This window comes from Porphyromonas bennonis DSM 23058 = JCM 16335, from assembly GCF_000375645.1.
In the GTDB taxonomy this organism is placed as follows: domain Bacteria; phylum Bacteroidota; class Bacteroidia; order Bacteroidales; family Porphyromonadaceae; genus Porphyromonas_A; species Porphyromonas_A bennonis.
The window spans coordinates 19257-40927 of sequence record NZ_AQWR01000001.1; the positions used below are offsets into that span (position 1 = coordinate 19257).

Annotated in this window: 13 protein-coding genes and 1 tRNA gene; 10 read left to right on the forward strand and 4 right to left on the reverse strand. The window is 55.1% G+C overall.

Annotated elements, in window-relative coordinates; genetic code table 11:
• Window positions 1–188: 188 nt before the first annotated feature.
• Window positions 189–1583 (forward strand): class II fumarate hydratase, encoded by a 1395-nt coding sequence (fumC, locus tag B088_RS00080; RefSeq protein WP_018106363.1) that lies wholly within the window; start codon window positions 189–191, stop codon window positions 1581–1583.
• Window positions 1584–1668: 85 nt separating this feature from the next.
• On the opposite strand, the gene B088_RS00085 is transcribed toward fumC, so the two are convergent.
• Window positions 1669–4089, reverse strand: a complete 2421-nt coding sequence (locus B088_RS00085) for a transglycosylase domain-containing protein (RefSeq protein WP_018106364.1) — start codon at window positions 4087–4089, stop codon at window positions 1669–1671.
• 572 nt (window positions 4090–4661) lie between these two features.
• Between B088_RS00085 and B088_RS00090 the strand changes: the two genes are divergently transcribed.
• Window positions 4662–4733, forward strand: a tRNA-Gln gene (locus tag B088_RS00090).
• A 62-nt stretch (window positions 4734–4795) separates the two neighbouring features.
• Here B088_RS00090 and B088_RS00095 read toward each other — a convergent pair.
• Both B088_RS00095 and B088_RS00100 read right to left on the reverse strand, forming a co-directional pair.
• Window positions 4796–6073, reverse strand: a complete 1278-nt coding sequence (locus B088_RS00095) for a DUF2851 family protein (protein WP_018106365.1) — start codon at window positions 6071–6073, stop codon at window positions 4796–4798.
• Window positions 6070–9885, reverse strand: a complete 3816-nt coding sequence (locus tag B088_RS00100) for a TIM-barrel domain-containing protein (protein ID WP_018106366.1) — start codon at window positions 9883–9885, stop codon at window positions 6070–6072. Before B088_RS00100 ends, B088_RS00095 begins: the two co-directional genes overlap by 4 nt.
• 303 nt (window positions 9886–10188) lie before the next feature.
• Here B088_RS00100 and B088_RS00105 point away from each other — a divergent pair, with 303 nt between their 5' ends.
• The 8 genes from B088_RS00105 to asnS all read left to right on the forward strand — a co-directional run bounded on the left by B088_RS00105 (window position 10189) and on the right by asnS (window position 19623).
• Entirely contained in the window at window positions 10189–11892 is a 1704-nt protein-coding gene (locus B088_RS00105) for a LysM peptidoglycan-binding domain-containing protein (RefSeq protein ID WP_162137986.1), read from the forward strand.
• Entirely contained in the window at window positions 11892–12566 is a 675-nt protein-coding gene (locus B088_RS00110) for a porin family protein (RefSeq protein WP_018106368.1), read from the forward strand. Before B088_RS00105 ends, B088_RS00110 begins: the two co-directional genes overlap by 1 nt.
• A 17-nt stretch (window positions 12567–12583) precedes the next feature.
• Complete coding sequence (locus B088_RS00115) at window positions 12584–13408, forward strand: ABC transporter substrate-binding protein (RefSeq protein ID WP_018106369.1); 825 nt, start codon at window positions 12584–12586, stop codon at window positions 13406–13408.
• A 6-nt stretch (window positions 13409–13414) separates the two neighbouring features.
• On the forward strand, window positions 13415–14419 hold the full coding sequence (locus tag B088_RS00120) for a FecCD family ABC transporter permease (RefSeq protein WP_245546709.1): 1005 nt from the start codon (window positions 13415–13417) through the stop codon (window positions 14417–14419).
• Window positions 14416–15201 carry an ABC transporter ATP-binding protein gene (locus B088_RS00125; RefSeq protein WP_018106371.1) on the forward strand — a complete coding sequence of 262 codons (786 nt, stop codon included), beginning with the start codon at window positions 14416–14418 and terminating at the stop codon, window positions 15199–15201. The genes B088_RS00120 and B088_RS00125 overlap by 4 nt, the downstream gene beginning before the upstream one ends.
• 68 nt (window positions 15202–15269) lie before the next feature.
• On the forward strand, window positions 15270–16619 hold the full coding sequence (gene purB, locus B088_RS00130; protein WP_018106372.1) for an adenylosuccinate lyase: 1350 nt from the start codon (window positions 15270–15272) through the stop codon (window positions 16617–16619).
• 263 nt (window positions 16620–16882) lie between these two features.
• Window positions 16883–18205 carry a pseudouridine synthase gene (locus B088_RS00135; RefSeq protein ID WP_018106374.1) on the forward strand — a complete coding sequence of 441 codons (1323 nt, stop codon included), beginning with the start codon at window positions 16883–16885 and terminating at the stop codon, window positions 18203–18205.
• A gap of 17 nt (window positions 18206–18222) precedes the next feature.
• On the forward strand, window positions 18223–19623 hold the full coding sequence (gene asnS, locus B088_RS00140) for an asparagine--tRNA ligase (protein ID WP_018106375.1): 1401 nt from the start codon (window positions 18223–18225) through the stop codon (window positions 19621–19623).
• Between the two features lie 65 nt (window positions 19624–19688).
• On the opposite strand, the gene B088_RS00145 is transcribed toward asnS, so the two are convergent.
• Window positions 19689–21443, reverse strand: a complete 1755-nt coding sequence (locus B088_RS00145; RefSeq protein ID WP_018106376.1) for a DUF4091 domain-containing protein — start codon at window positions 21441–21443, stop codon at window positions 19689–19691.
• Window positions 21444–21671: the final 228 nt, after the last annotated feature.

A 21671-nucleotide genomic window follows, 5' to 3' on the forward strand; every position in this document is an offset into this window, starting at 1 on the left:
GTCACTATTACCGGTATTAGTGCGCACTAATACCGACTATAGTTTCGACTAATACCGGTAATAGTATGGGGGTGTCACTTCCTAGTCCTGTACGCAGAGCGAGATGTCTTTGCGAAAGACTCGATTTTGGGTAACTTTGGAAGAAAGTTAGGTAAGTAGAATACTAAAAGTAAATAGTCAAGCCAATTATGGAGTATCGTATCGAGCATGATACCATGGGCGAGGTGAAGGTCCCCGCTGATAAGTACTGGGCTGCCCAGACAGAGCGCAGCCGCAATAACTTCCGGATCGGTCCCGCAGCCTCTATGCCACACGAGATCATCACCGCCTTTGGGTACCTGAAGAAGGCGGCCGCTTATGCCAATAGCGAGCTGGGGGTCCTCCCTCAGGAGAAGCGTGACCTCATCGCTCAGGCGTGCGACGAGATCATCGAGGGCAAGCTGGATGATCAGTTCCCTCTCGTCATCTGGCAGACCGGCAGTGGCACGCAGTCCAATATGAATGTCAATGAGGTGGTTGCCAATCGCTGCCACGTCCTCAATGGTGGCAAGCTGGGCGAGCCGAGTCTGATCCACCCCAATGATGATGTCAATAAGTCGCAGTCCAGCAACGACACCTTCCCTACTGCGATGAGCATCGCTGCATACACCAAGGTGGTGCAGCATACTCTCCCGGCGGTGAAGAAGCTCCAGAAGAGCCTCGAAAAGAAGGCTGAGGACTTCAAGGACATCGTCAAGATCGGCAGGACCCACCTGCAGGACGCCACCCCTCTGACGCTCGGTCAGGAGTTCTCCGGCTACGCTGCACAGCTGGGTTATGCAATCAAGGCGATCGAGGCGACCCTGCCCCACCTCGCTGAGCTGGCGCTTGGCGGGACTGCTGTCGGCACCGGTCTCAATACGCCCAAGGGATACGCCGAGCTGGTGGCTAAGTACATCGCAGACTTTACCGGGGAGCCCTTTGTGACGGCGCCCAATAAGTTTGAGTCCCTTGCTGCTCACGACGCTGTGGTAGCGGCTCATGGAGCTCTTAATGGCCTTGCCGCTTCTCTCTTCAAGATCGCCAACGATATCCGTCTCCTCGGCTCCGGTCCCCGCTGCGGTATCGGTGAGATCCACCTGCCGGAGAATGAGCCGGGCTCCTCGATTATGCCCGGTAAGGTCAATCCTACCCAGTGTGAGGCGATGACAATGGTCTGCGTGCAGGTCTTTGGCAACCAGACTACGATCACGATGGCCGGAGCAAGTGGTAACTACGAGCTGAATGTCTTCAAGCCTGTAATGGCTGCCAACTTCCTCCAGTCTGCTCAGCTGCTTGGCGATGCCTGCATCTCGCTGGAGGAGCACTGTGTTGCCGGCATCGAGCCCAATAGGGAGCGCATCGATACCCTGCTCAATAACTCTCTGATGCTGGTCACGGCACTCAATACCCACATCGGGTATGAGAAGGCGGCCAAGATTTCCAAGGCTGCATTCCACAACGGGACCACTCTCCGCGAGGAGGCTGTAAAGTCCGGCTTCCTCACTTCCGAGGAGTTTGACCAGTGGGTTCGCCCCGAGGATATGGTGGGCAGTCTTAAGTAATAGGGTACCTTACTGATCCGAAAAAAGTCGGATCTCGCACTTGATCAGGTGCGGGATCCGACTTTTTGGTACTGTCCTCTACCGATTAGGAGAAGAGGTCGTCGATCTCCTTTGGGGCTTGCTGACTGTGTGGCTCCGTGACATCCTCTCTGTCGTACGCCACCCCGACAGCATCGTCTCGGCGACACGGCTCAAAGCCCTCGGGGAAGGTGAATTTTAGCCCGGGATCAATGCCGAGGGAGGTGTCCTTCTGTAGCTCCTTGTCTCCGTAGATCTTCTGGAAAAACCTCGCCACCACCGGCAGTGCCAGGCTCGCACCCTGACCCATGCGCATGCCATCGAAGTGGATCGATCGGTCCTCACCGCCTACCCAGCAGCCGGTGCTGAGCTTAGGAGTAAAGCACATAAACCATCCGTCCGAATGATTCTGTGTCGTGCCGGTCTTTCCTCCCATATCGGCATCGATGCCGTAACGGAAGCGCACCCTGCTGCCGGTACCACCATTCATTACTTCGCGCATCATGTAGAGAGTCTTGTAGGCGGCATCCTCCGGGAGTACTTCGTGGACCTTGGAGGTAAAGTTAGCCACCACATTTCCATACTTATCCACAATCTTAGTGACGTAGAGGGGCTCCTGCCGCATTCCTTTTTGGCTAAAAGTGGTGAAGGCTCCCACCATCTCCTCTACCGATATGTCACAAGAGCCGAGACAGAGGGCGAGGGTCGGCTCTATCGTGCCGGTGACGCCCATACTGTGGAGGTAATTGACGAAGCTATTTGAGTAACCATCACTTGACAGCTGACCCATAAGCCAGGCGGTGACCCAGTTATCCGAGTGCTTCAGTCCCCACCCGATAGAGACCATCTCGCCGATCATGGAGGAGCCGGCGTTTCTCGGTGTCCAGATGGAGCCGTCAGGATTGCGGAGTGCCGGCTGTACGTGAAGCAATTGGTCGCATGGTGTGAAGCCCTCGTTCATCGCCATGGAGTAGAGATAAGGCTTGATCGTCGACCCCACCTGACGGCGCCCTTGAGTGACCATGTCGTACTTAAAGGTGAGGAAGTCCGGTCCGCCGACATAGGCGCGTACCTCGCCCGTCTCGCTGTCCATTGCCATGAAGCCGGATCGGATGAAGGTCTTGGCATATATGATGGAGTCCCTCGGGGTCATCACGGTGTCACGAAGGGTGGTGATGTAGCTGTCTCCGCTCCGCTCGTAAGCAAATACCTGCATGTCGGTGGGCTTGTCAAAGGAGGCGATGATCTCCTCCTCGGGTACCCCGGCTGCTCGCATAGTGAAGTAGCGTCCACTCTGACGGATTGACCTGTCGATGATCTTGTCTCGCTCCTGGGGCGTGATGCTATTGGAGAAGGGCGCATTGGCGCGACCCGATTTCTCTCGATCAAAGGCGGGCTGAAGAGTGGAGGCCAGGTGCTCGATCATAGCCGCCTCGGCGTGCTCCTGCATTCGGGTATTGATCCCGGTGTAGATCTTGAGCCCGTCCGTGTAGATGTCGTAGTTGGATCCGTCCTCCTTCTTATTCTTAGCACACCAGCCATAGAGCGGATTATTGATCCAAGCGATGGAGTCGCGGCTGTACTGATCCCTCTGCCAGTCCGGATAATCGCTTCGATGGGGCTCCTTGGCTGTCATGATCTTACGGATGTACTCTCTGAAGTAGGGTGCAGCTCCGTTATTGTGGGTGCGACGATTGAAGACCAGCTTGATCGGTGTCTCCTTATGCTTGGCAGCCTCCTCCTTGGTGAGGAAGCCTTTGTCTACCATTCGGTCCATTACCAGGTTGCGCCGGCTGCGAGCGCGCTCCTCATGGCGACGGGGGTTGTAGTAGGAGGGGTTCTTGACCATAGCCACGAGGAGGGCCGACTCCTCCACCTCCAGATCCTTGGGTAGCTTGCTGAAGTAGGTGAGGGAGGCCTGCTCGATCCCGATGGCATTATAGAGGAAGTCAAATTGATTGAGATACAGGCTGATGATCTCCTCCTTGGAGTAGCGTCGCTCCAGCTCCACCGCTATGACCCACTCGATAGGCTTCTGCAGTGCTCGCTCCATAATATTGTCTGCATGAGGGGAGTAGAGCTGCTTAGCGAGCTGCTGGGTGATCGTACTACCACCGCCGGAGTCCTTGTCGCCCATGATGATGGTGCGGAAGAAGGCTCGCAGCACGCCCATCATATCGATGCCACTGTGGTCGGTAAATCGCTTGTCCTCCGTGGCGATCAGCGCGTGAACGAGCGAGGGAGCGAGGTCGTTGTAGTCCGTATGGATGCGATTATTGTCCTGCATGGCAAATGTCCCCAGCACCTGACCATCCTGGCTGATCACCTGTGAGGCATAGCGGTCGATCGGATTTTGCAGATCCTCGATCGGGGGCATATAGCCGATGACCCCTTTGGAGATGAGGAAAAAGAGGAGTATCACAGCAACGACTCCGGCAGCGAAGATGATCCAGAGCCAGGTGATAAACTTTTTGAAGCCTTGTGACATGACGATGACTGTGAGTATATCAAGTATCCGTGCTTGAGGCGGATAAGTCCATTCTAATTCATAGGATCCCACATGGAGATCCCTATTTAGTGTGCCAAATTTACCACTTTTCGCTAACTCTGTCTTTCACCTTCTCCTAAGGGCGATGGGTGACGCATTTGAGCATAGCAGCAATAGAAGTGATAACCCTCACTTGATGCTTCCTCCTACCGATCTCTTAGGGGAGAAACAACAATCGTCCATGGGTCGTCTTACTTGCAGACTCAAGTCTCAACAGATGGAGAGTATTAGTATTCCTATTTTTCAACAGAAAGAGGCGGTAAGAGACATAAAGAGACTCTGTGAGACAATTGCTCCGTACGAAGGTGGTATTTTTGCACCACTAAAGCTTCCGGATAAGTCAAGCTCTAACGGGTGTTTTATACACGTTCTGCACAATGATCTGAATGGTCCTTCGCACCACTCAGATGCGTCAACCCTGCCTAAGGGCAAGCATTCAGAAAATATTTGCTTGCAGCTATTGGCGAAGTCGGTAAATAGTCTTACCTTTGCAACGTCAAAGAGAGACACAATGTCCTATGGTGTAATTGGCAACACGCAAGATTCTGGCTCTTGAATTTAAGGTTCGAGTCCTTATAGGACAACTGACGAAGCGACCCAACTGCAGATGCGGTGGGGTCGCTTTTTCTATTTCAGTCTGTGCTGATCAGTTGCTCTGCGGAAGAGTGCGAAGCAGCTCGAATAGCCGGACTGCCATCGGGCAACTAAGACAGTGGTAGGGGATACAGTGGTTGGTGTAGAGCTCAAGCATGCACTGAGTGTCGAGGGCGTTGGTGGCGGTGATGCCATACTGACGGAAGAGGTCGATATAGCTGTTTCGCTCGGGAGGAAGCTTTCTCAGGCGGTCCAGTGCAGCCTCCTTGCCCGCATGCGAGCCGCTCCACTCCGCATAGTAATAGACGGTGGGGATGACGGCATTGATCATCAGGATCTGGATCAGACTGTCACCTATCGCCCTCAGCCTTCGGCTCGACGCCTGCCCAAAGTCGAGATGGGTCTGCCAGTAAGGGGATGGCTCTACCCGCAGCAGCTGATCCAGCCTCTTCCAGTCTCTCGTGGTGATGGCACCCATCAGTTCGTCCTCGTGGTGAAAGATCTGAGCCGCTACGGAGAGCATCCTGGTCGGGTAGGCGGCAGGTCGCAGTCTTAGCTTGCGAAACTTCCCCTGCTCAATCGGTGTGAGATCAAAAGCGGAGCGGTAGAAGAGATACTCCTCGACCAGCTGCGCCTCATACTCGTCTCGAGGAGCGGTCGTCTGGAGAAGTCCTGCCTGTCCTAACAGTATTGCCTCCAACGCCATCGGATCAGAGGCGTGACGCTTGAGAGCTCTGTAGGGGATACTTCGGGCTGTCTCCTCCATAGGGCCATTGTTGCGGTGGCAGCCGAGGTAGCGCATGATGGATCGGAAGAGGAAGGCATTGACTCCGCCCTCGTTGACCGGTCCTGCCGCTATGCGCTCTACTCTATTATGCATCCGCTCATGGATGAGCGGGCGGAAGCAGCTCCTGATCTCATCTATGCTTATCTCGGTGATCTCCGGTGTGCATCTGAGGGAGCGCCGGCTCACCTCCAGATCGGTTACTCGCTCTACCGCCTCCTTACTGAGCCGCAGCACCCCGCAGGGCACTGTCTCACCTCTCAGGTCGTGCACCTCTCGGTCATCCTCCAGCACGACGTGGAGTATGAGGTCGGTATAGCGTGGGTCTGTGTCGTGACCGTGGGCGTACCAATCGGAGGCACGTAGGTGCAGCTCCACACTTCCCACCCAGAGGATGTCACCCAGACGGATGCGTGCCATCGTGAAGTCGGGACCATCGGAGCTATTTTGCACCCCGACACTCTCCACGTCGACCCTCTGCCCTTGGACGGTGAGGTCATCGAAGAGCCGATTGCTCCAGCAGTATTGCAGTATCTTCTCTGTCACTCCGAGTCAGATAGCGCATCAATGCTATTGAGATTCCGATCCACAAGCAGTCCATCCACTGCCTTTGGTGTCCAGTTACCAGCCTTAAGGGCGCGGAAAGTGATCTCAAAGAGTTCGCCATCCTCGAGGAGGAAGTTATTCCCTCTATTGACAAAGGTGGGGAGGAACTCCTTAGATCCATCGCTGTGGAGTCGGTCGTAGGAGAGATTGACCAGATCCTTCATCCCGATGAGTCGCATGCCGACATAGCGGACAAGCGTCGCATCATAGGGTAGGGCAAGGCTAAGCGCATTGACCTGCTTCAGCTCACTACCGGAGACGAGGATCTTGATCTCCTCCCCCTCGGTAAAGGAGGTCTTATTGGTCGAGAGTGTCAGTCGACCGCTCACCACCTTGCTTGACGGGTAGACGCCGCCGTCGAGGACTGTCCCTACTGTGGATATATCGTAGGCGTCGATGAGACCATTCTTATTGATATCCCCGATGGAGATGTACCCAAAGTCGGCATCCTTGGCTCTCAGACCCACATAATTCATATAGGAAGTGAAGTCGTTCTCGTCGATCCTTCCATCGCGATTGATGTCGCCCTGTAGCTGCATGGTACTTCCCGGCACCTTGTAGATGTACATTTCCTGACCAGATCCATACTTGCCCACCCCCTCTGTGATGTGGAGACGGAGGTAGCGAGCCTGTGGCTTATCAGCGAAGGTGAGGGTCTTCATCGACCCATCGCGGGTCCAGCTGAAGGGCTGCTCCTCCGACCAGCTCTTCCTGTCCTCTGAGTAGGCGATGGTTCCCTCGAGAAGTGTGCCATTGCCGGCATCGGGTCTCGGGGAGTACTCCAGTGAGTCGAGACGTGCAACGCCTCGGAGGTCTATGATAAGGTCAAATGGTGTCGCCTCCTTGCCCCACTCGGTATGCCAGGTAGTGGTCTTGTCTCCGTCGAAGAGCTTGGAGATAGACTGTCCGGACTGATTAGGGACGGAGGTGGTGGCGGCGATGTTCTTGATCGCATTCTCATACGGATCCTTGGCTGTGCGGAGTGTCAGCAGTGACCAGTCTGATGCGCCGTCGCTATTGACAGCCCTCAGTCTCAGGGTGTACTCTGTCTCCGGCTCCAGCTCCTCGAGAGTGAAGTGCTCCCCAAGGATCGTGGAGTAAAGCATCGAACCCAGCTCTATCTCGTAGAAGTCTGCTCCATCCACTGCGCTCCAGTGCGGGGTAATGGCATAAGCCTCTACCTCGCTCTCGTTTGGAGAGGGTGTGGGTGCCTGCAGCAGACCGGTATGGCGATATAGGTGGTTCGGCTGCGAGAGTGCGTAGCCATCGACCGTCATCCGGATCGGCTCAGAGGAGGTGTCAACCTTACCCAGCTTGACCAGCAGGATCGGATTCCCCTTGATGCTGATCTGAGCAGCCTCGGATCCCTTTGTGCTGTAGCGATTGAGCTCCGGAGACTCTTCGTAGAGGAATACCCCTCCCTTGGCTTCCTCGTAATCCTTCCGATCGGTCACCTCCCGCAGAGTGATCTGTCGACCACTCACAGAGACGGATATGGCAGAGGGCTTCTGTGAGGCATTCAGTCTGATCTCAGTCGCCTTGTAGGGCTCGAAGCCGTCATAGCTCCCTTCCGTGCAACCAATGTCGAACGTAAGTCGGTCCCCACTTATCTTAAGTGACAATGGCGTGCGGACAGAGGCTCCCTCCATATAGGCTACTGTGCGACCATCCTCATCGTACTCTACGAAAGAGCCGTCTGCTCCTCCATAGAGTGCGTAGCCTCGGAAGTCCTTGGGGATCTCACTTATCTGATTGAAGGGATGAGCGTACGGAAATATTGCACCGGCCTTGACGAAGGCAGGGAGCTTCCAGAGAGGAGCATCAAAGCAATTGATCACCCGTCCGCCCTCATAGGGCTCCCCTGTGAAGAGGTCGTACCATAGACCGATCGGCAGATAGATGCCGTGGCGGAGGTCATTCCCCTCCTTGTCGGGAGCTGTCTCCTTATATATAGGTGCAATGAGGAGGCTCGGTCCAAGGAGGAACTGGTATTTCGTTGCACTCCCAAGGGTATAGGGTGATGCTTCCTCGTAAAACATCGGACGCATCAGTGGTGTACCCTCCAGCGTCTCATAGGCACAGCTGTACATGTACGGAAGCAGGGCAGACTTGAGCTTCAGGTAAGATCGGTTGATCGAGGTGGCCGGCTCTCCCAGTGCCATGGGGTACTTGGGATTGGTTCCCCAGCCGTCCATATTGAGCTGTATGGGGGTAAAAGCCTTCCACTGGTAGTCTCGGACATTCACCGGGAGGTTACCCCCGCCAAAGATCCCGTCCATATCGGAGCTGATGAAGGGCATGCCGGAGAGGCCACTGCCGATATAGGTAGGTATGTGGAAGCGGATGTACTCCCAGTCACCACCGGTCTGATCACCCGACCAGACCGAGCCGTAGCGCTGAGTGCCTGCCCATCCGTCTAGGGTTATGATGAATGGGCGAGCTCCTCCGCCCTCACGGATCATGATCTCGGCGGCATCGGCGATCCCATTGAGACCAAAAGAGTATCCTGCACCGACCCACGCCACGTCGGTCTTGAGTACCCTCACGCCTGCGGTCCCAACCTCTTTATTGAGGTCACGCTGCAGAAGTGGCTCGATGCCCTCGACCGGATGGAGGTCGCTCTGAGTCCAGAGACCGATCTCTACACCATGCTTGTGCGCATAAGCGCCATACTGTCTCAGATTCTCTATGTTACCGTCCAGTGAGTCCTCCTGCCCGTAGCCGGCTCCGTAGCCGTCATTGGGCAGCACCCAACCGAGCGGCATGTCGTGCTGGGCGTAGCGGTCGATCACGGCGCGGGCGGAGAAGGGGTAGTTATCCCGCTCGCCATTGAGCGACTCCTTGATGCCGCCATTGTCCTTCTGACTCTCCACGTAGCGCTTCCCATCCTCCATAAGGATCCCCTTACCCGGCTCAGTGGTCTCGAGCCAGTAGTCGCGGTTGTAGGCATTGAGATGACCCTCGAGGTAGCCAAACTTCGGTATCAGTGCGGGTCTCCCAGTCAGGGTGTAGTAGTCCGAGATGAGCTTGTCCGGCGTGTCGCTCACCATCAGGAAGAGGTCCAGGTAGTCCTGACTATGCTGCAGGACGACCTGATCCTTGGTTTCTTCGCCAAAGTCATATCGCCCGGGGCGGAAGGTATAGGCAAGGATCCCATAGCCGGCTGTACTCCAGTAGAATGGGGTAGGGGAGGCAACACCTCCGTCGACCCAGTTATTGGTATTCTCGATAGCAATAGACTGACCTCGGTGAGAGAAACGACCATTCTGCACTCCGCCGCCATAGAAGTATTCGTTCTCTCTTATGGAGAGGAAGATTGTGCTAGATGCTTCCTTAAATACCGGTGCTCTCATCTCCCTCACAACGCTCTTGCCACTCCGAAGGTCGGTCACACTCATGAGACCTGTACTCAGCTCGGTGGTTATGGAGATCGCATCGGTGTAGATCACAGGATTACCCGACCGGTCTGTCGCCGTGGAGATCCTAAATGGAGTGGCGCTCCTCGGACGACTGGCTAAGATCACTGCCGGAGGCTCCGAGACAGGCTCCTGCAGGGGTCTGCCCTTGGGGTCCTGATAGATCCTGACGATATGATCGCTGTAGAAGTCGAGTACTCTCGTCTGCCCGTTATCCATCGTGATGGTGATCGTGGATGGACCTGTTGGCTCGCATCGTGTGACCGTCTGAGCCTGGGTGGAAAGGCTCAGGATGAGGGCGAGAGTAGCTAAGATCAGTCGTGAAGAACGTCCCATGGTTTGTCTATTAAGTTGAATTGGTATCGAAGTAAAAGAACTCCTGTGGATCCCTACACAAAGGTACCAATATTCGCCTGTGTCTTCTCGCTTCGATCTATTATCGGTAATAGGAATTGCTATTACCGGTATCAGTATTTACTATTACCGGTAATAGTTGTCACTAATACCAGTAATAGAATTGTGGCGGAAAGGGGGCAATTGATTACCTTTGTGCCATTACCGAAGAGTGGCGCTCGTGCGCCGTGTACCTATCTCATTAGTATAGTATCTAAGATGAAGCGGAATAATGGGGGAAAACGAGTGAGACATATCATCCTGTGGATGTGTCTGGCACTATTCTTCTCCGTCGGTGGATCGGCGCAGGCTCAGACAAACAACCGTGTCCATGTGGTCCAGTCCGGAGAGACCCTGTATCGGATAGGTAAGCAGTACGGTGTCACCGTGGCAGACCTCTACCGGCTCAATCCCTCTGCCCGTCAGGGCATACGTGTCGGTGAGCGTCTGGTGCTGCCGGCCGGCGCCGGCTCAGGTGTTTCCTCGGATCAGGAGTTTTATGCGGTCAAGAAAGGGGATACCCTCTACAGTATTGCGCGACGAGCCGGCACGACGGTCAAGGAGCTGATGGCTCTTAATTCCTTCCTCAAGTCTCCCGATGACATTGCGGCAGGTATGATCATCAAGCTACCCGGCTACTCCTCGGGGGTCTCCTCGTCGCCCGAAGCCAAGCGTGTGGAGCCTGCTGCTGCGGACAGCCTCAATGGTATCCGACTGGAGACAGTCTCCGGTGGTGCCACCGTTTACTCTCTCGTCAAGGGTACTGCCTGGAGCGAGGAGGACTTCTACCGGTACAATCCTCAGGTGCTGGATCGGGGACTGAGAGCAGGGGAGTCTGTCTTCCTCCCCGATGGCAGCATCCCCAATAACCTCGCTGCTCGGAGCGTTGTCGCCACTCGTCCCTCCACCGGCTCCGGTACCCTGGATGTGGTGCTGGCTCTCCCCTTCAGGCTCGACAGGGAGAGGCGCTTTGCTGACTACTACGAGGGATTCCTGATGAGCGTGCTCGATGCGAAGCGGGAGGGGCGAGATATTAATCTCTATGTCTATAGCTGTGACGATGTAGAGATGCCGTCCACTAAGGTGGCGATCAGCAACCTTCCTGATGTCGACCTGATCATCGGTGGTGTCTCGGTCTCCACGATCCGTCAGCTGAGCGAGCTCGCCAGGTACAAGCAAGCCACCTATGTGATCCCCTTCTCCTCTAAGGAGGTGGCTTCGTCGCTCTCTGGGCGTGTCTATCAGATCAATACCCCCGCTGCCCTGCTCTATGATCAGGCAGCGGAACGCTTTATCCAGACCTATGGTTCGTACCATGTGCTCTTTGTCAATCCTATGCCGGGAGAGGAGGAGAGTCCTTTCGTTATGGCGCTCAAGAATAGGCTGCGTCTTGCCGGGAGTTCCTACTCGGAGTGCGCCTCGTCAGACTTTATGAGCGGCGAGGATGTGTCGCGACAGAGCTTAGGTCATCTGAGGATGGTGGTCGTACCGTCCTCTTCGTCCCTACAGGCAGCTCGTCAGGTGCTGAGTGCTATCGACAGTGCGCAGGAGGACCTTACGGAGAGCTCTGTGGTCACTGCCTTTGGCTATCCTGAGTGGCAGACCTATGCCTCCTCGCTTGGGAGACAGATGTATCGCGCAGAGGCTACCTTCTTTACCACATTTTTTATCTATCCACGAGACAGTGCCTACCAGCGCTTCTCTGCGGACTATATGAAGTGGTTTGGTCACGGTACAGGTAATACCTTCCCCCGTTACTCGGCTCTTGGGTACGATACTGGCAGCTATTTCCTGCGGAAAGATAAGGGGTCTGACTCCGCCTACAAGGGCGTGCAGTCGTTGCTGGACTTTGGCGGTAGCGCAAGCGGTACGATGTCGAGGGGCGTCAAGAGTAACCAGGGGGTCTTCTTCGTCCGGTATAATAAGGATAATAGTGTGTCGCGCTTCTGATGAAAAGGCTTGCTCTCACCTTACTGCTGACCCTCCTGAGCCTGTCTCCTCTGAGAATGGGAGCGGAGGAATGGGGAAAGCTGCTCATTGGACCGACCGGTGGAGTCAGTTTCTCCACGGTCACCTTTCGCCCCATCATCAATCAGAAGCCCTACCTCGGCTACAGCGGTGGGGTGGCACTGAGGTATGACGTGGAGAGCTATGCCGGGGTGCTGGTGGAGCTGAATTACTGGAAACGCGGCTGGGTCGAGGCACCTGAGGACTACCCGCAGTACACCTATAGGCGCCACCTCTCCTACGTGCATGTGCCGATTATGACGCACTTCATGATCGGTGGAGCCCGAAGCCCTTTCAAGATAACCATCGATGCCGGCTCCCACTTCGGGTACAAGTTGGGCGAACGTGAGGATGAGCGGATCGAGGAGAACTTTGACCCCTCTACCATGCGTCGTGTCTATCGGGAGCATCACGGACATAAGCTGGATCATAACTTCTGGTGGGGTGTCGGTGGTGGTGTAGGAGCGGAGTACCATATGCGTCACCTCGTGGTCGGACTGAGAGGAAGCTATCTCTATAATCTGGGGGAGCTCTTTGACAACAGTAGGACTTCGCTCTTTGGAACCTCCTCCGAGCAGGTGATCGATGTGCGTACCTACGTACTCTACCGCTTCTAACCTAGATAATCATAGCTATGAGACGAATCCTCTCTCTCTTAGTCTGCCTCTTCGTAGGGTGCTTCTCCCTGATGGCATCCACTCCGAGGAGGATTGTTTCCCTCGCTCCCTCCCTCACACGATCACTCTACTACCTGGATGCGGCTGATGAGATCGTCGGATGCACCAGTTACTGTATGGCGGCTGGACGCAAGGGGGTAACGGTGATAGCTAGTGCAGTCAAGACAAGCCCCGAGGCCATCGTGGCACTAAAGCCTGACCTGATCATCGCCACCACGCTGACTCGACAGAGTGACTTGGAGACCCTGCGAAAGCTTGGACTCGAGGTGGTCACCTATCGATCCGGGACTACACTGGATGAGATATGTGACCAATTTGTCGACCTGGGTAAGAGGGTCGGTAAGGTGGCTGAGGCGACTAAGCTCGCCGAGGCGTCCAAGGTGGTGGCTGAGGACCTCAGACAGCGCATGAGTGCACAGGGGCTAACCGGTCGAACCATACTGATGCAGCTCGGGGATGACCCCCTATATGGTGTGACGGGAGGAAACTATATGGGCGAGATGATCACCCGGCTCGGATGTATCAATATCTGTGAGGATCTTGGTCAGGGGACCCTCAGCAGGGAGTATGTGCTGCGGAGCGATCCTGACTATATCTTTATTATAGGAATGGGTGAGGATCGGCAGCCGATGATCAAGAGGTGGCAGTCCTTCCCCGACCTCAAGGCGGTTAGGCTCGATCATCTCTATGAGCTGGAGGCTAATGAGGTCTCACAGCCTACGCCGATCACCTATGTCCTTGCTCTGAGGAAGATGGCTCACGACCTGGGTCTAAAGGAGTAGATGAGGATGAATAGGTGGACCAAGTGGACTGCTCTGCTCCTCGGACTTCTGGTCCTGTCTCTCATCACCGCAGTCTTCTCCCTCACTGTGGGGGAGATGCCCATCCGTCTTGGAGATCTGCCCACCATAATGCGGGGTGACTCCATCGAGTACCGTGTGCTTCGCTACATAAGGCTCCCGCGTATGATCCTTGCCCTCTCTGTGGGAGGATCCCTAAGTTTGGCCGGGTGCCTCCTGCAGGGAGTCTTCCGTAATCCGCTCGTGGAGCCATATACCATGGGCCTATCGGGTGGGGCTTCCCTCGGTGTCGCGATCTGCATCGTTTTTGGCGTCTCTTCGTTGCAGTATATCTGGCTTCCGTTGAGCGGATTTATCGGTTCGCTGGCTGTTATGGGGGTGATCTACTCGCTCAGTCTGAGGCGCCGGTCGGTCGAGGTGCAGCGGATGCTCTTGATCGGCGTGATGATCAGCTTTGTCACCTCGTCTGCAGTCCTTTTTATAGAGGCTATAGCCCATCCTGAGGATCTCCAGAAGATCATCCTCTGGTCGATGGGCTCGCTGACACAGTCCGACAATGGCATGGTGATCGGCATGGCAGTCCTCTCTCTTCTGCTCCTGCTGATCTCTTGCCTCTTTGCCACACCGATGAATGCCATGCGGCTGGGGCTGAGAGGGGCTGGGCACTTAGGACTGGACACTCGCCGGACAGTCCGATGGCTCTTTGTCATCTCATCCTTGGCGACTGGGTGCTCGATCGCTGTTGCTGGGGTGATTGGCTTTGTGGGACTTGTGATTCCTCATGTGGTTCGGATCACTATTGGCAATGATTATAGGGTTGTGATCCCTGCCTCCTTCCTCCTCGGCGGACTCTTCCTCCTTCTCTGCGACCTGGTTGCGCGGACGATCATTGCTCCGAATGAACTCCCCATCGGAGTCATCACCGGGATCGTCGGAGGTCTCCTCTTCATTGTCCTTTTGACACGACCTCGCAGTCGTAAGCCTCTGCTATGAGTCTCCTCTCGATCAGTCACCTGTCCTCGGGATACGCCGGAGGCTTCACGATAAGAGACGTTTGTCTCGAGGTGAAGCCGGGCACTGTGGTTGGCATTATTGGTCCCAATGGCTCGGGAAAGTCTACTCTCCTCTCGACGGTTATGGGAGATCTCTCCCCGATGAGTGGCTCCATCTCTCTCGGCGAGAAGGACCTTAAGCAACTAAGCCGGCGGGAGCGTGCCTGTGCCATCTCTGTTGTGTCTCAGATGATCGATCCGATCGCCATCACGCTCAGGGATTATGTGGCTATGGGACGTCTTCCACATCATCCGCCACTCTATTACTTTGAGAGCTTGGCGGATCAGGAGGTGGTGGAGCGTTCCATTCGCCTGGTCGGCTTAGAGTCCTTGGCTGATCGGTATATGACCGAGCTGTCGGGCGGTGAGCAGCAGATGGGAGCTATAGCACAAGCGCTCTGCGTAGAGCCTCGGCTGCTGCTACTCGATGAGGCTACGGCTCACCTTGATATCACTCACACTGTGCGTGTGCTCAGTCTTGTCCGGTCCCTTGCGCAGGACAAGGTGCGTCCCCTGACGATCATCGCCGTCCTCCATGATCTCACCATGGCCTCAGAGTACTGTGACTATCTCGTCCTGATGAGGAAAGGGCAGGTCTACGCCCAAGGGAGTCCTGAGGAGGTGCTGACAGAAGAGCATATCGGAGAGGTCTATAGGATGCCGGTGAGCATTACGCCTCATCCCATCTCCGGTAGGCCCATGGTGCTTCCTCGGATGGCTTAGCACACGGATCGTGATGGAAAAATGAGCAAGAATGGGTACATTTGGGCAACTAAACCAATAACAATCATATGACGCTGAATCCACTGACAGCCATCTCTCCCATAGATGGTCGCTATCGCAACAAAGTAGAGGAACTGAGTGATTACTTCTCCGAGGCAGCTCTGATCCGATATCGCATTCGGATTGAGGTCGAGTATCTTATCTGTCTCTCCGATGTCCTTCCTCAGCTGGAGAAGATACGTAATGACGAGGATCGTCGTCGACTGAGAGCTCTCTATGAAGACTTCTCGCTCCAAGACGCCGAGCGAGTAAAGGAGATCGAGAGGACGACCAACCATGATGTCAAGGCCATCGAGTACTTCATCAAGGAGCAGATTAGCGATGATGAGTTTGGCCCTGTGCTCGAGTTTGTCCACTTCGGCCTCACCTCGCAGGATATCAATAATAGCGCACAACCGCTGGCTCTCAAGGAGGCGCTCCACGACCAGTGGCGCCCTCGACTGGACAAGGTGGTGCATGAGATCAATCAGCGTGCTGAGGAGTGGGCAGACATACCCATGCTGGCACGGACCCATGGTCAGCCTGCCTCGCCCACCACGCTCGGTAAAGAGATGAGAGTCTATAGCTATCGTCTCGAGAGACAGCTGGCGCTGCTCGACCTTGTCCCGCAGACGATAAAGTTTGGAGGCGCTACGGGTAATATGAATGCCCATCATGTCGCTTACCCCGAGATCGACTGGCGTAACTTTGCCAATCACTTTGCACACCACCTCGGGATGGGGCTGGAGGAGTATACGACCCAGATCTCTAATTACGACAACCTTGCGGCGCTTCTGGATGGTCTCAAGCGGATCTCGACGATCCTGATAGACTTCTGCCGGGACATCTGGATGTATGTCTCGATGGAGTACTTCAAGCAGAAGATCAAGGAGGGCGAGGTGGGCTCCTCAGCCATGCCACACAAGGTCAATCCCATTGACTTCGAGAATGCTGAGGGCAACCTCGGCTTTGCGGTGGCTTACTTGGAGCACCTGGCGCACAAGCTCCCGATCTCCCGTCTGCAGAGGGATCTCACCGACTCTACCGTGATGCGTAACCTCGGTATGCCGGTGGCTCATATGATGATCGCTTTCTCTTCCATTCTTAAGGGGCTCGATAAACTGATCCTCCACGAGGAGACCATACTTGCAGACTTAGACGATGCACTACCGGTCGTAGCGGAGGCGCTGCAGACAATACTCCGTCGAGAAGGCTATCCAAAGCCCTATGAGGCGCTGAAGAAGCTGACTCGCACCAATGAAAAACTTACCCTAGAGCATCTGGAGGACTTCATCGATCATCTCGATGTGAACCCGGAGGTGAAGGAGGAGATGAAGAAGATTACTCCTCGAAACTACACCGGTGTGTATAGTAAGTGACCGATTCTTCGTACCTTTACACCGTTAAATATTAGATATTTACAGTACATGCAGCCGTGAGGCTGCGTCACCCTCCCGTGAGGGAGATAGAAAAGTCTAGAATGATTAAAGACGACTACATGGATAGAGGGTCAGCGCAAGATACAGACCCTTCAGATCGCTTCGATGAGCGTTACCCTGCTTCGCGCAGGGGCTATGCTGACCGTACACGCTCAGATTTTCGCGGCAGACATCACTCTACCGATGACGATCAGCAGACAGGTATGAGGCGTCGCCGTCGTATCAGAGAGATGCGTCCTGAGGAGGTTCCATCTGCACCTCAGGACTTCCGAAGTGATAGGAATGACTCCCCTGACGACTTTGACTCATACCGTGCATCCCGCTCTTATGACCGATATGAGCGGCGTGATGGTGGCTCCTCGAGCGTTGCAGACTATCGGCGGGAGGAACCGGACACTGACTACAGGGCGAGATATAGGCAAAGATTTGAGAGTAATCGCAGGCACTACAATGACTCAGATGATGGCGTCAGAGAGAGTGCTCGTTATCGTCGCACCTCAGATACTCGTGAGGAGGATCACTCGGGTAGAGGCAGGTCTGGTTACCGCTCTTATGATAACGATCAGAGCCAGCGTCGCCAGTCGGTCGGACGTTCCTATCGTCGCGACCAAGATGATCGCCCCTCTTATGCTCAGAGATCTCGCAGATCGTTTGATGATCAGGACGGTGGCGGTCGCCGTGATACAAAACGCAACTTTGGGTCCAAGAATAATCGGTCTCCCAAGGGTGCTAACTCCTCTCGCCAGTCTAAGGGTCCAAGGAGAAAGCCTGTACAGCCTACATACGATCAGCCTGAGATAAGTGCAGATGAGCCGATCCGACTCAATAAGTATATCGCCAACTCCGGTGTCTGCTCCCGACGTGAAGCAGATGATCTCATTGCAGCCGGTGCCGTCCTGGTTAATGGCTCTCCTGTAACCACTCTTGGTACCAAGGTGACGATCAATGACCGCGTCGAAGTCAATCGCCAGGAGGTGAAGCCGGAGAGCAAGGTCTATGTCTTGCTCAATAAGCCACGCAACTGTGTCACCACGTCAGATGATCCACAGGAGCGTATGACAGTAGTCAATCTTGTCCGCTCAGCTGCCAAGGAGCGTATCTATCCGGTGGGTCGTCTTGACCGAAATACGACCGGTGTACTCCTCCTCACAAACGACGGAGAGCTAGCTGCAAAGCTGGTCCACCCTTCCTTTGAGAAAAAGAAGATATACCACGCCTGGCTCGATAAGGAGGTCTCTCCCGAGGATATGCAGAAGCTGGCAGATGGGATCGAGCTCGAGGACGGCGAGATGCATGCTGATGCGATCAGCTACGTCACCGATGACGATCACACTCAGGTGGGTATAGAGATCCACTCAGGTCGCAACCGCATTGTTCGCCGACTCTTTGAGGCACTGGGCTACCGAGTAGTGAAGCTCGATCGGGTCTACTTCGCCGGTCTGACTAAGAAGAATCTCGGTCGCGGCAAGTGGCGCTACCTGACACAGGAGGAGGTGGATAACCTCAAGATGGGAGCATTTGAGTAAGCAGATAAGAAAATCTTATGAAAAGAGTAAAGATAGTCGACCTCGTCAAGGAACCTAAGTACATCGGTCAGGAGGTCAATGTCAAGGGATGGGTCCGCACGAAGAGAGGCAGTAAGTATGTCGCCTTCATTTCGATGAATGACGGCTCCTCAGTGTACAACCTCCAGATCGTTGCAGATAAGAGCAAGATCGATGAGGAGCTGCTCAAGAAGATCACCACCGGTGCCTGTCTCTCTGTAGACGGCAAGCTGGTAGAGAGTCAGGGCAAGGGGCAGACCGTAGAGGTACAAGCTGATGCTATCGAGATCTACGGTACGGCAGACCCCGATACGTATCCCTTACAGAAAAAGGAGCACACCTTTGAGTTCCTTCGGGAGGTGGCTCACCTCCGTCCGAGGACCAATACCTTTGGTGCAGTCTTCCGTATCCGCCACAATATGGCTTATGCGATCCACAAGTACTTCCACGACAAGGGATTCGTCTACTTCCATACTCCGCTGATCACAGCCTCCGATGCTGAGGGAGCCGGGCAGATGTTCCAGGTGACGACTCTGGATGTAGCCAATCCTCCCCGCACCGAGGAGGGTGCCGTAGACTACAGCCAGGACTTCTTCGGTCAGGAGACCAATCTCACCGTCTCCGGCCAGCTGGAGGGCGAGCTTGCTGCTATGGGTCTGGGCGAGATCTACACCTTTGGTCCGACGTTCCGCGCAGAGGACTCGAATACCCCTCGCCACCTGGCAGAGTTTTGGATGATCGAGCCGGAGATGGCCTTCTACGACAATAACGACAATATGGACTTGGCGGAGGACTTCGTCAAGTACCTCATCCACTGGGCTCTGACAGAGTGCGCAGACGATGTGCAGTTCCTCAACGACACCTACGATGACACTCTCATCGAGCGACTCCAGTTTGTCGACAATCAGCGCTTTGCCCGCATCACTTACACCGAAGGTGTGGAGGTTCTGGAGCAGGCGATCAAGGACGGGGTAAAATTTGAGTTCCCTGTCTATTGGGGCTGCGACTTAGCAGCCGAGCATGAGCGCTATCTCGTAGAGAAGCACTACAAAAAGCCTGTGATGGTCACCGACTACCCGAAGGAGATCAAGGCTTTCTACATGAAGCAAAATGAGGATGGCAAGACTGTCCGCGGTATGGATGTGCTCTTCCCTCGCATCGGCGAGATCATGGGCGGATCTGAGCGTGAGGCAGACCTCGATAAGCTGACCAAGCGCTGCGAGGAGGTCGGCATCCCTCTGGAGGCGATGAATTGGTACCTTGATACACGTCGCTTCGGCGCCTGCCCCCACAGTGGATTTGGGCTGGGCTTTGAGCGCTTGGTGCTCTTCGTCACAGGGATGTCCAATATTAGGGACGTCATCCCCTTCCCCCGCACACCTAAGAATGCCAATTTCTAATCACTGACAAGTAAAAACCTCCGAACCGTACGGCTCGGAGGTTTTTTTATGCTCAGAAGGGGGGCTCAGAGTGTCTCTATGATCTCTCGAGCCTTATTGATGATCCGGTCGGAGGTGTAAGAGGGGCTGAGCTTACCCTCATCGAAGAGCGAGAGCGCCTCATCGATCTTGGCGAGCGCCTGTCGGTCTCCCGCGTACTGACTCCTCAGGGCTTTGATCTTGTCAAAAGCCTGGATCCCCCTCCGCAGCCGCTCGAAGCGGATCGAAGAGCGTACACCGGGGTAGACTAAGTAGGTGTCACCGGCAGCCCAGTTGCTGTATCGGCTGTCGAGAAGGGGCTGCTCCACCCAGCTATTGTATGCCCAACGTAGGTAGCCGTCCAGCCTCGCGCGAGCCGCATACCATCCATACCACTCTCCGTCAGCAGCGGCGCTGAAGGTAAAAGTATTGGGTCGTGGCTCGGCACAGCAGGTATAGAATGTGGTGATCTTCCCCTCGCTACGCCGCTTTGCCTTGAGCTCCTCCGAGTACTTGGCAGCCAGCCCCACGCAGTAGTAATCGAGGTGATCCGACAGCTCCTCATGCAGCGCCCCGGCCATATGCACTTTCAGCTCCGGGTCCGCCTCTTTGATCAGGCGGAAGCACTCCTCCATCACCTCGGGAGACCGCTCATCCATAGCTATGTATGTCCGGTCGATCCACCCCTTTGCCCGCAGGTGCTGCGCAAAGGAGCGAAGCATGGCAGACCAGAGCTCCGTGTAGGGCTCGCTTCCCGGCTCAGCCTTGAGGAACCTGTACTCCCCGCTCGCCTCATCAAGATAGCGGAAGGAGAGCTCCCACGGGACCATGGAGAAGCAGGTGATTGCCTTGTCGATCCCGAGATCCATCATAAAGCTGACCCACTCGTCGAAGTGGGTGTAGTCGAAGTGCCACTTGCCATCCCTCCCGAGCTTCCAGTCGATCATGGAGTCAAAGGGGTCGTGGGTCTGACCATTCCAGGGCTTGTATATGATCGAGGCGGTGATCGCCTTGCCCCCTGCGTCCCGGTACATCTCCATATAGGGGCGCATGATGCTGAAGTGCTCCTCAGACCAAGGGGTCACCCCGTAGTATCTCGCGATAGCGTAGGGATTTTGCCACAGGTCAAGGAAGAAGTCACTCTTCTCGGGCAGTGCTCTTTCGTCCACCACCACCGACAGGGGCAGGGTCGCCAGCGTCCGATCACCATTACGTACCGTGACCGTTGCCCGATAGCTTCCCGCTCTTGCATCCCTCGGGATGTCTATTGAGAACCAGATAGGGCGTGTTGTGCAGGGCGTGAGATCCAGTGAGCGAGCAAGGTGGTCGATCCCGTCAGCTACCAGGGTGGAGTCAAAAAGGGAATGATCCGGTCGCTCACCACAGCCTCCGAGGCCGTCCTTATTGAGCTCATCCGTCAGCACATAGCGGACAAAGCCGGTACCCGACTTGCCCTGAGGTGAGGGGATGAGTGCACCGTCGTTGCTCCTCAGGTCGGAGATCTCGTACGTGAGTGCGGTGAGAGGAGAGGAGCTACTCACTACCGCTTGGGCATAGACACGCTCGCCACGCCATCCTCTGAGCTGAAGCTCCCCGGCAGTCAGCCCCTCGGCCGGTCGCTCCTTGGGGTAACGGATGTCGATGCTTCCCCAGCCGATGACGGGATCGCTAAGCGACTGCCAGAGGGACCGGTCTGTCGGTGTGGGATTGGGTAGCTCCTGATAGCTCTCCACGGGATACTGACCATATGCGGTCGTTAGGGACAGCAGTCCTGCCAGGAGAGCGGTTATTCTCTTTCTCATCGTTACTTGGTTTGTGGATTGGTTTTTACTCAGAGACAAAGTTCGCTAAATTGTTTCTAATGGGTACGCCACTCTCCGCACACAGAACAAGAGGATTCGAATCACATATTGGTGACCTCAGACTAATGTCGGTATTAGGTAAAACTATTACCGATAATAGTGAACACTAATGCCGGTAATAGACAAGACTAATATCGGTAATATAAGGGACGGATAGCATTTTAATGA

Bases quoted from the DNA above. Each gene is read 5' to 3' on its own strand.
- fumC (WP_018106363.1), top strand. From the start codon at position 189: ATGGAGTATCGTATCGAGCATGATACCATGGGCGAGGTGAAGGTCCCC.
- B088_RS00085 (WP_018106364.1), bottom strand. From the start codon at position 4,089: ATGTCACAAGGCTTCAAAAAGTTTATCACCTGGCTCTGGATCATCTTC.
- B088_RS00100 (WP_018106366.1), bottom strand. From the start codon at position 9,885: ATGGGACGTTCTTCACGACTGATCTTAGCTACTCTCGCCCTCATCCTG.
- B088_RS00110 (WP_018106368.1), top strand. From the start codon at position 11,892: ATGAAAAGGCTTGCTCTCACCTTACTGCTGACCCTCCTGAGCCTGTCT.
- B088_RS00115 (WP_018106369.1), top strand. From the start codon at position 12,584: ATGAGACGAATCCTCTCTCTCTTAGTCTGCCTCTTCGTAGGGTGCTTC.
- B088_RS00120 (WP_245546709.1), top strand. From the start codon at position 13,415: ATGAATAGGTGGACCAAGTGGACTGCTCTGCTCCTCGGACTTCTGGTC.
- B088_RS00125 (WP_018106371.1), top strand. From the start codon at position 14,416: ATGAGTCTCCTCTCGATCAGTCACCTGTCCTCGGGATACGCCGGAGGC.
- purB (WP_018106372.1), top strand. From the start codon at position 15,270: ATGACGCTGAATCCACTGACAGCCATCTCTCCCATAGATGGTCGCTAT.
- B088_RS00135 (WP_018106374.1), top strand. From the start codon at position 16,883: ATGAGGCGTCGCCGTCGTATCAGAGAGATGCGTCCTGAGGAGGTTCCA.
- asnS (WP_018106375.1), top strand. From the start codon at position 18,223: ATGAAAAGAGTAAAGATAGTCGACCTCGTCAAGGAACCTAAGTACATC.
- B088_RS00145 (WP_018106376.1), bottom strand. From the start codon at position 21,443: ATGAGAAAGAGAATAACCGCTCTCCTGGCAGGACTGCTGTCCCTAACG.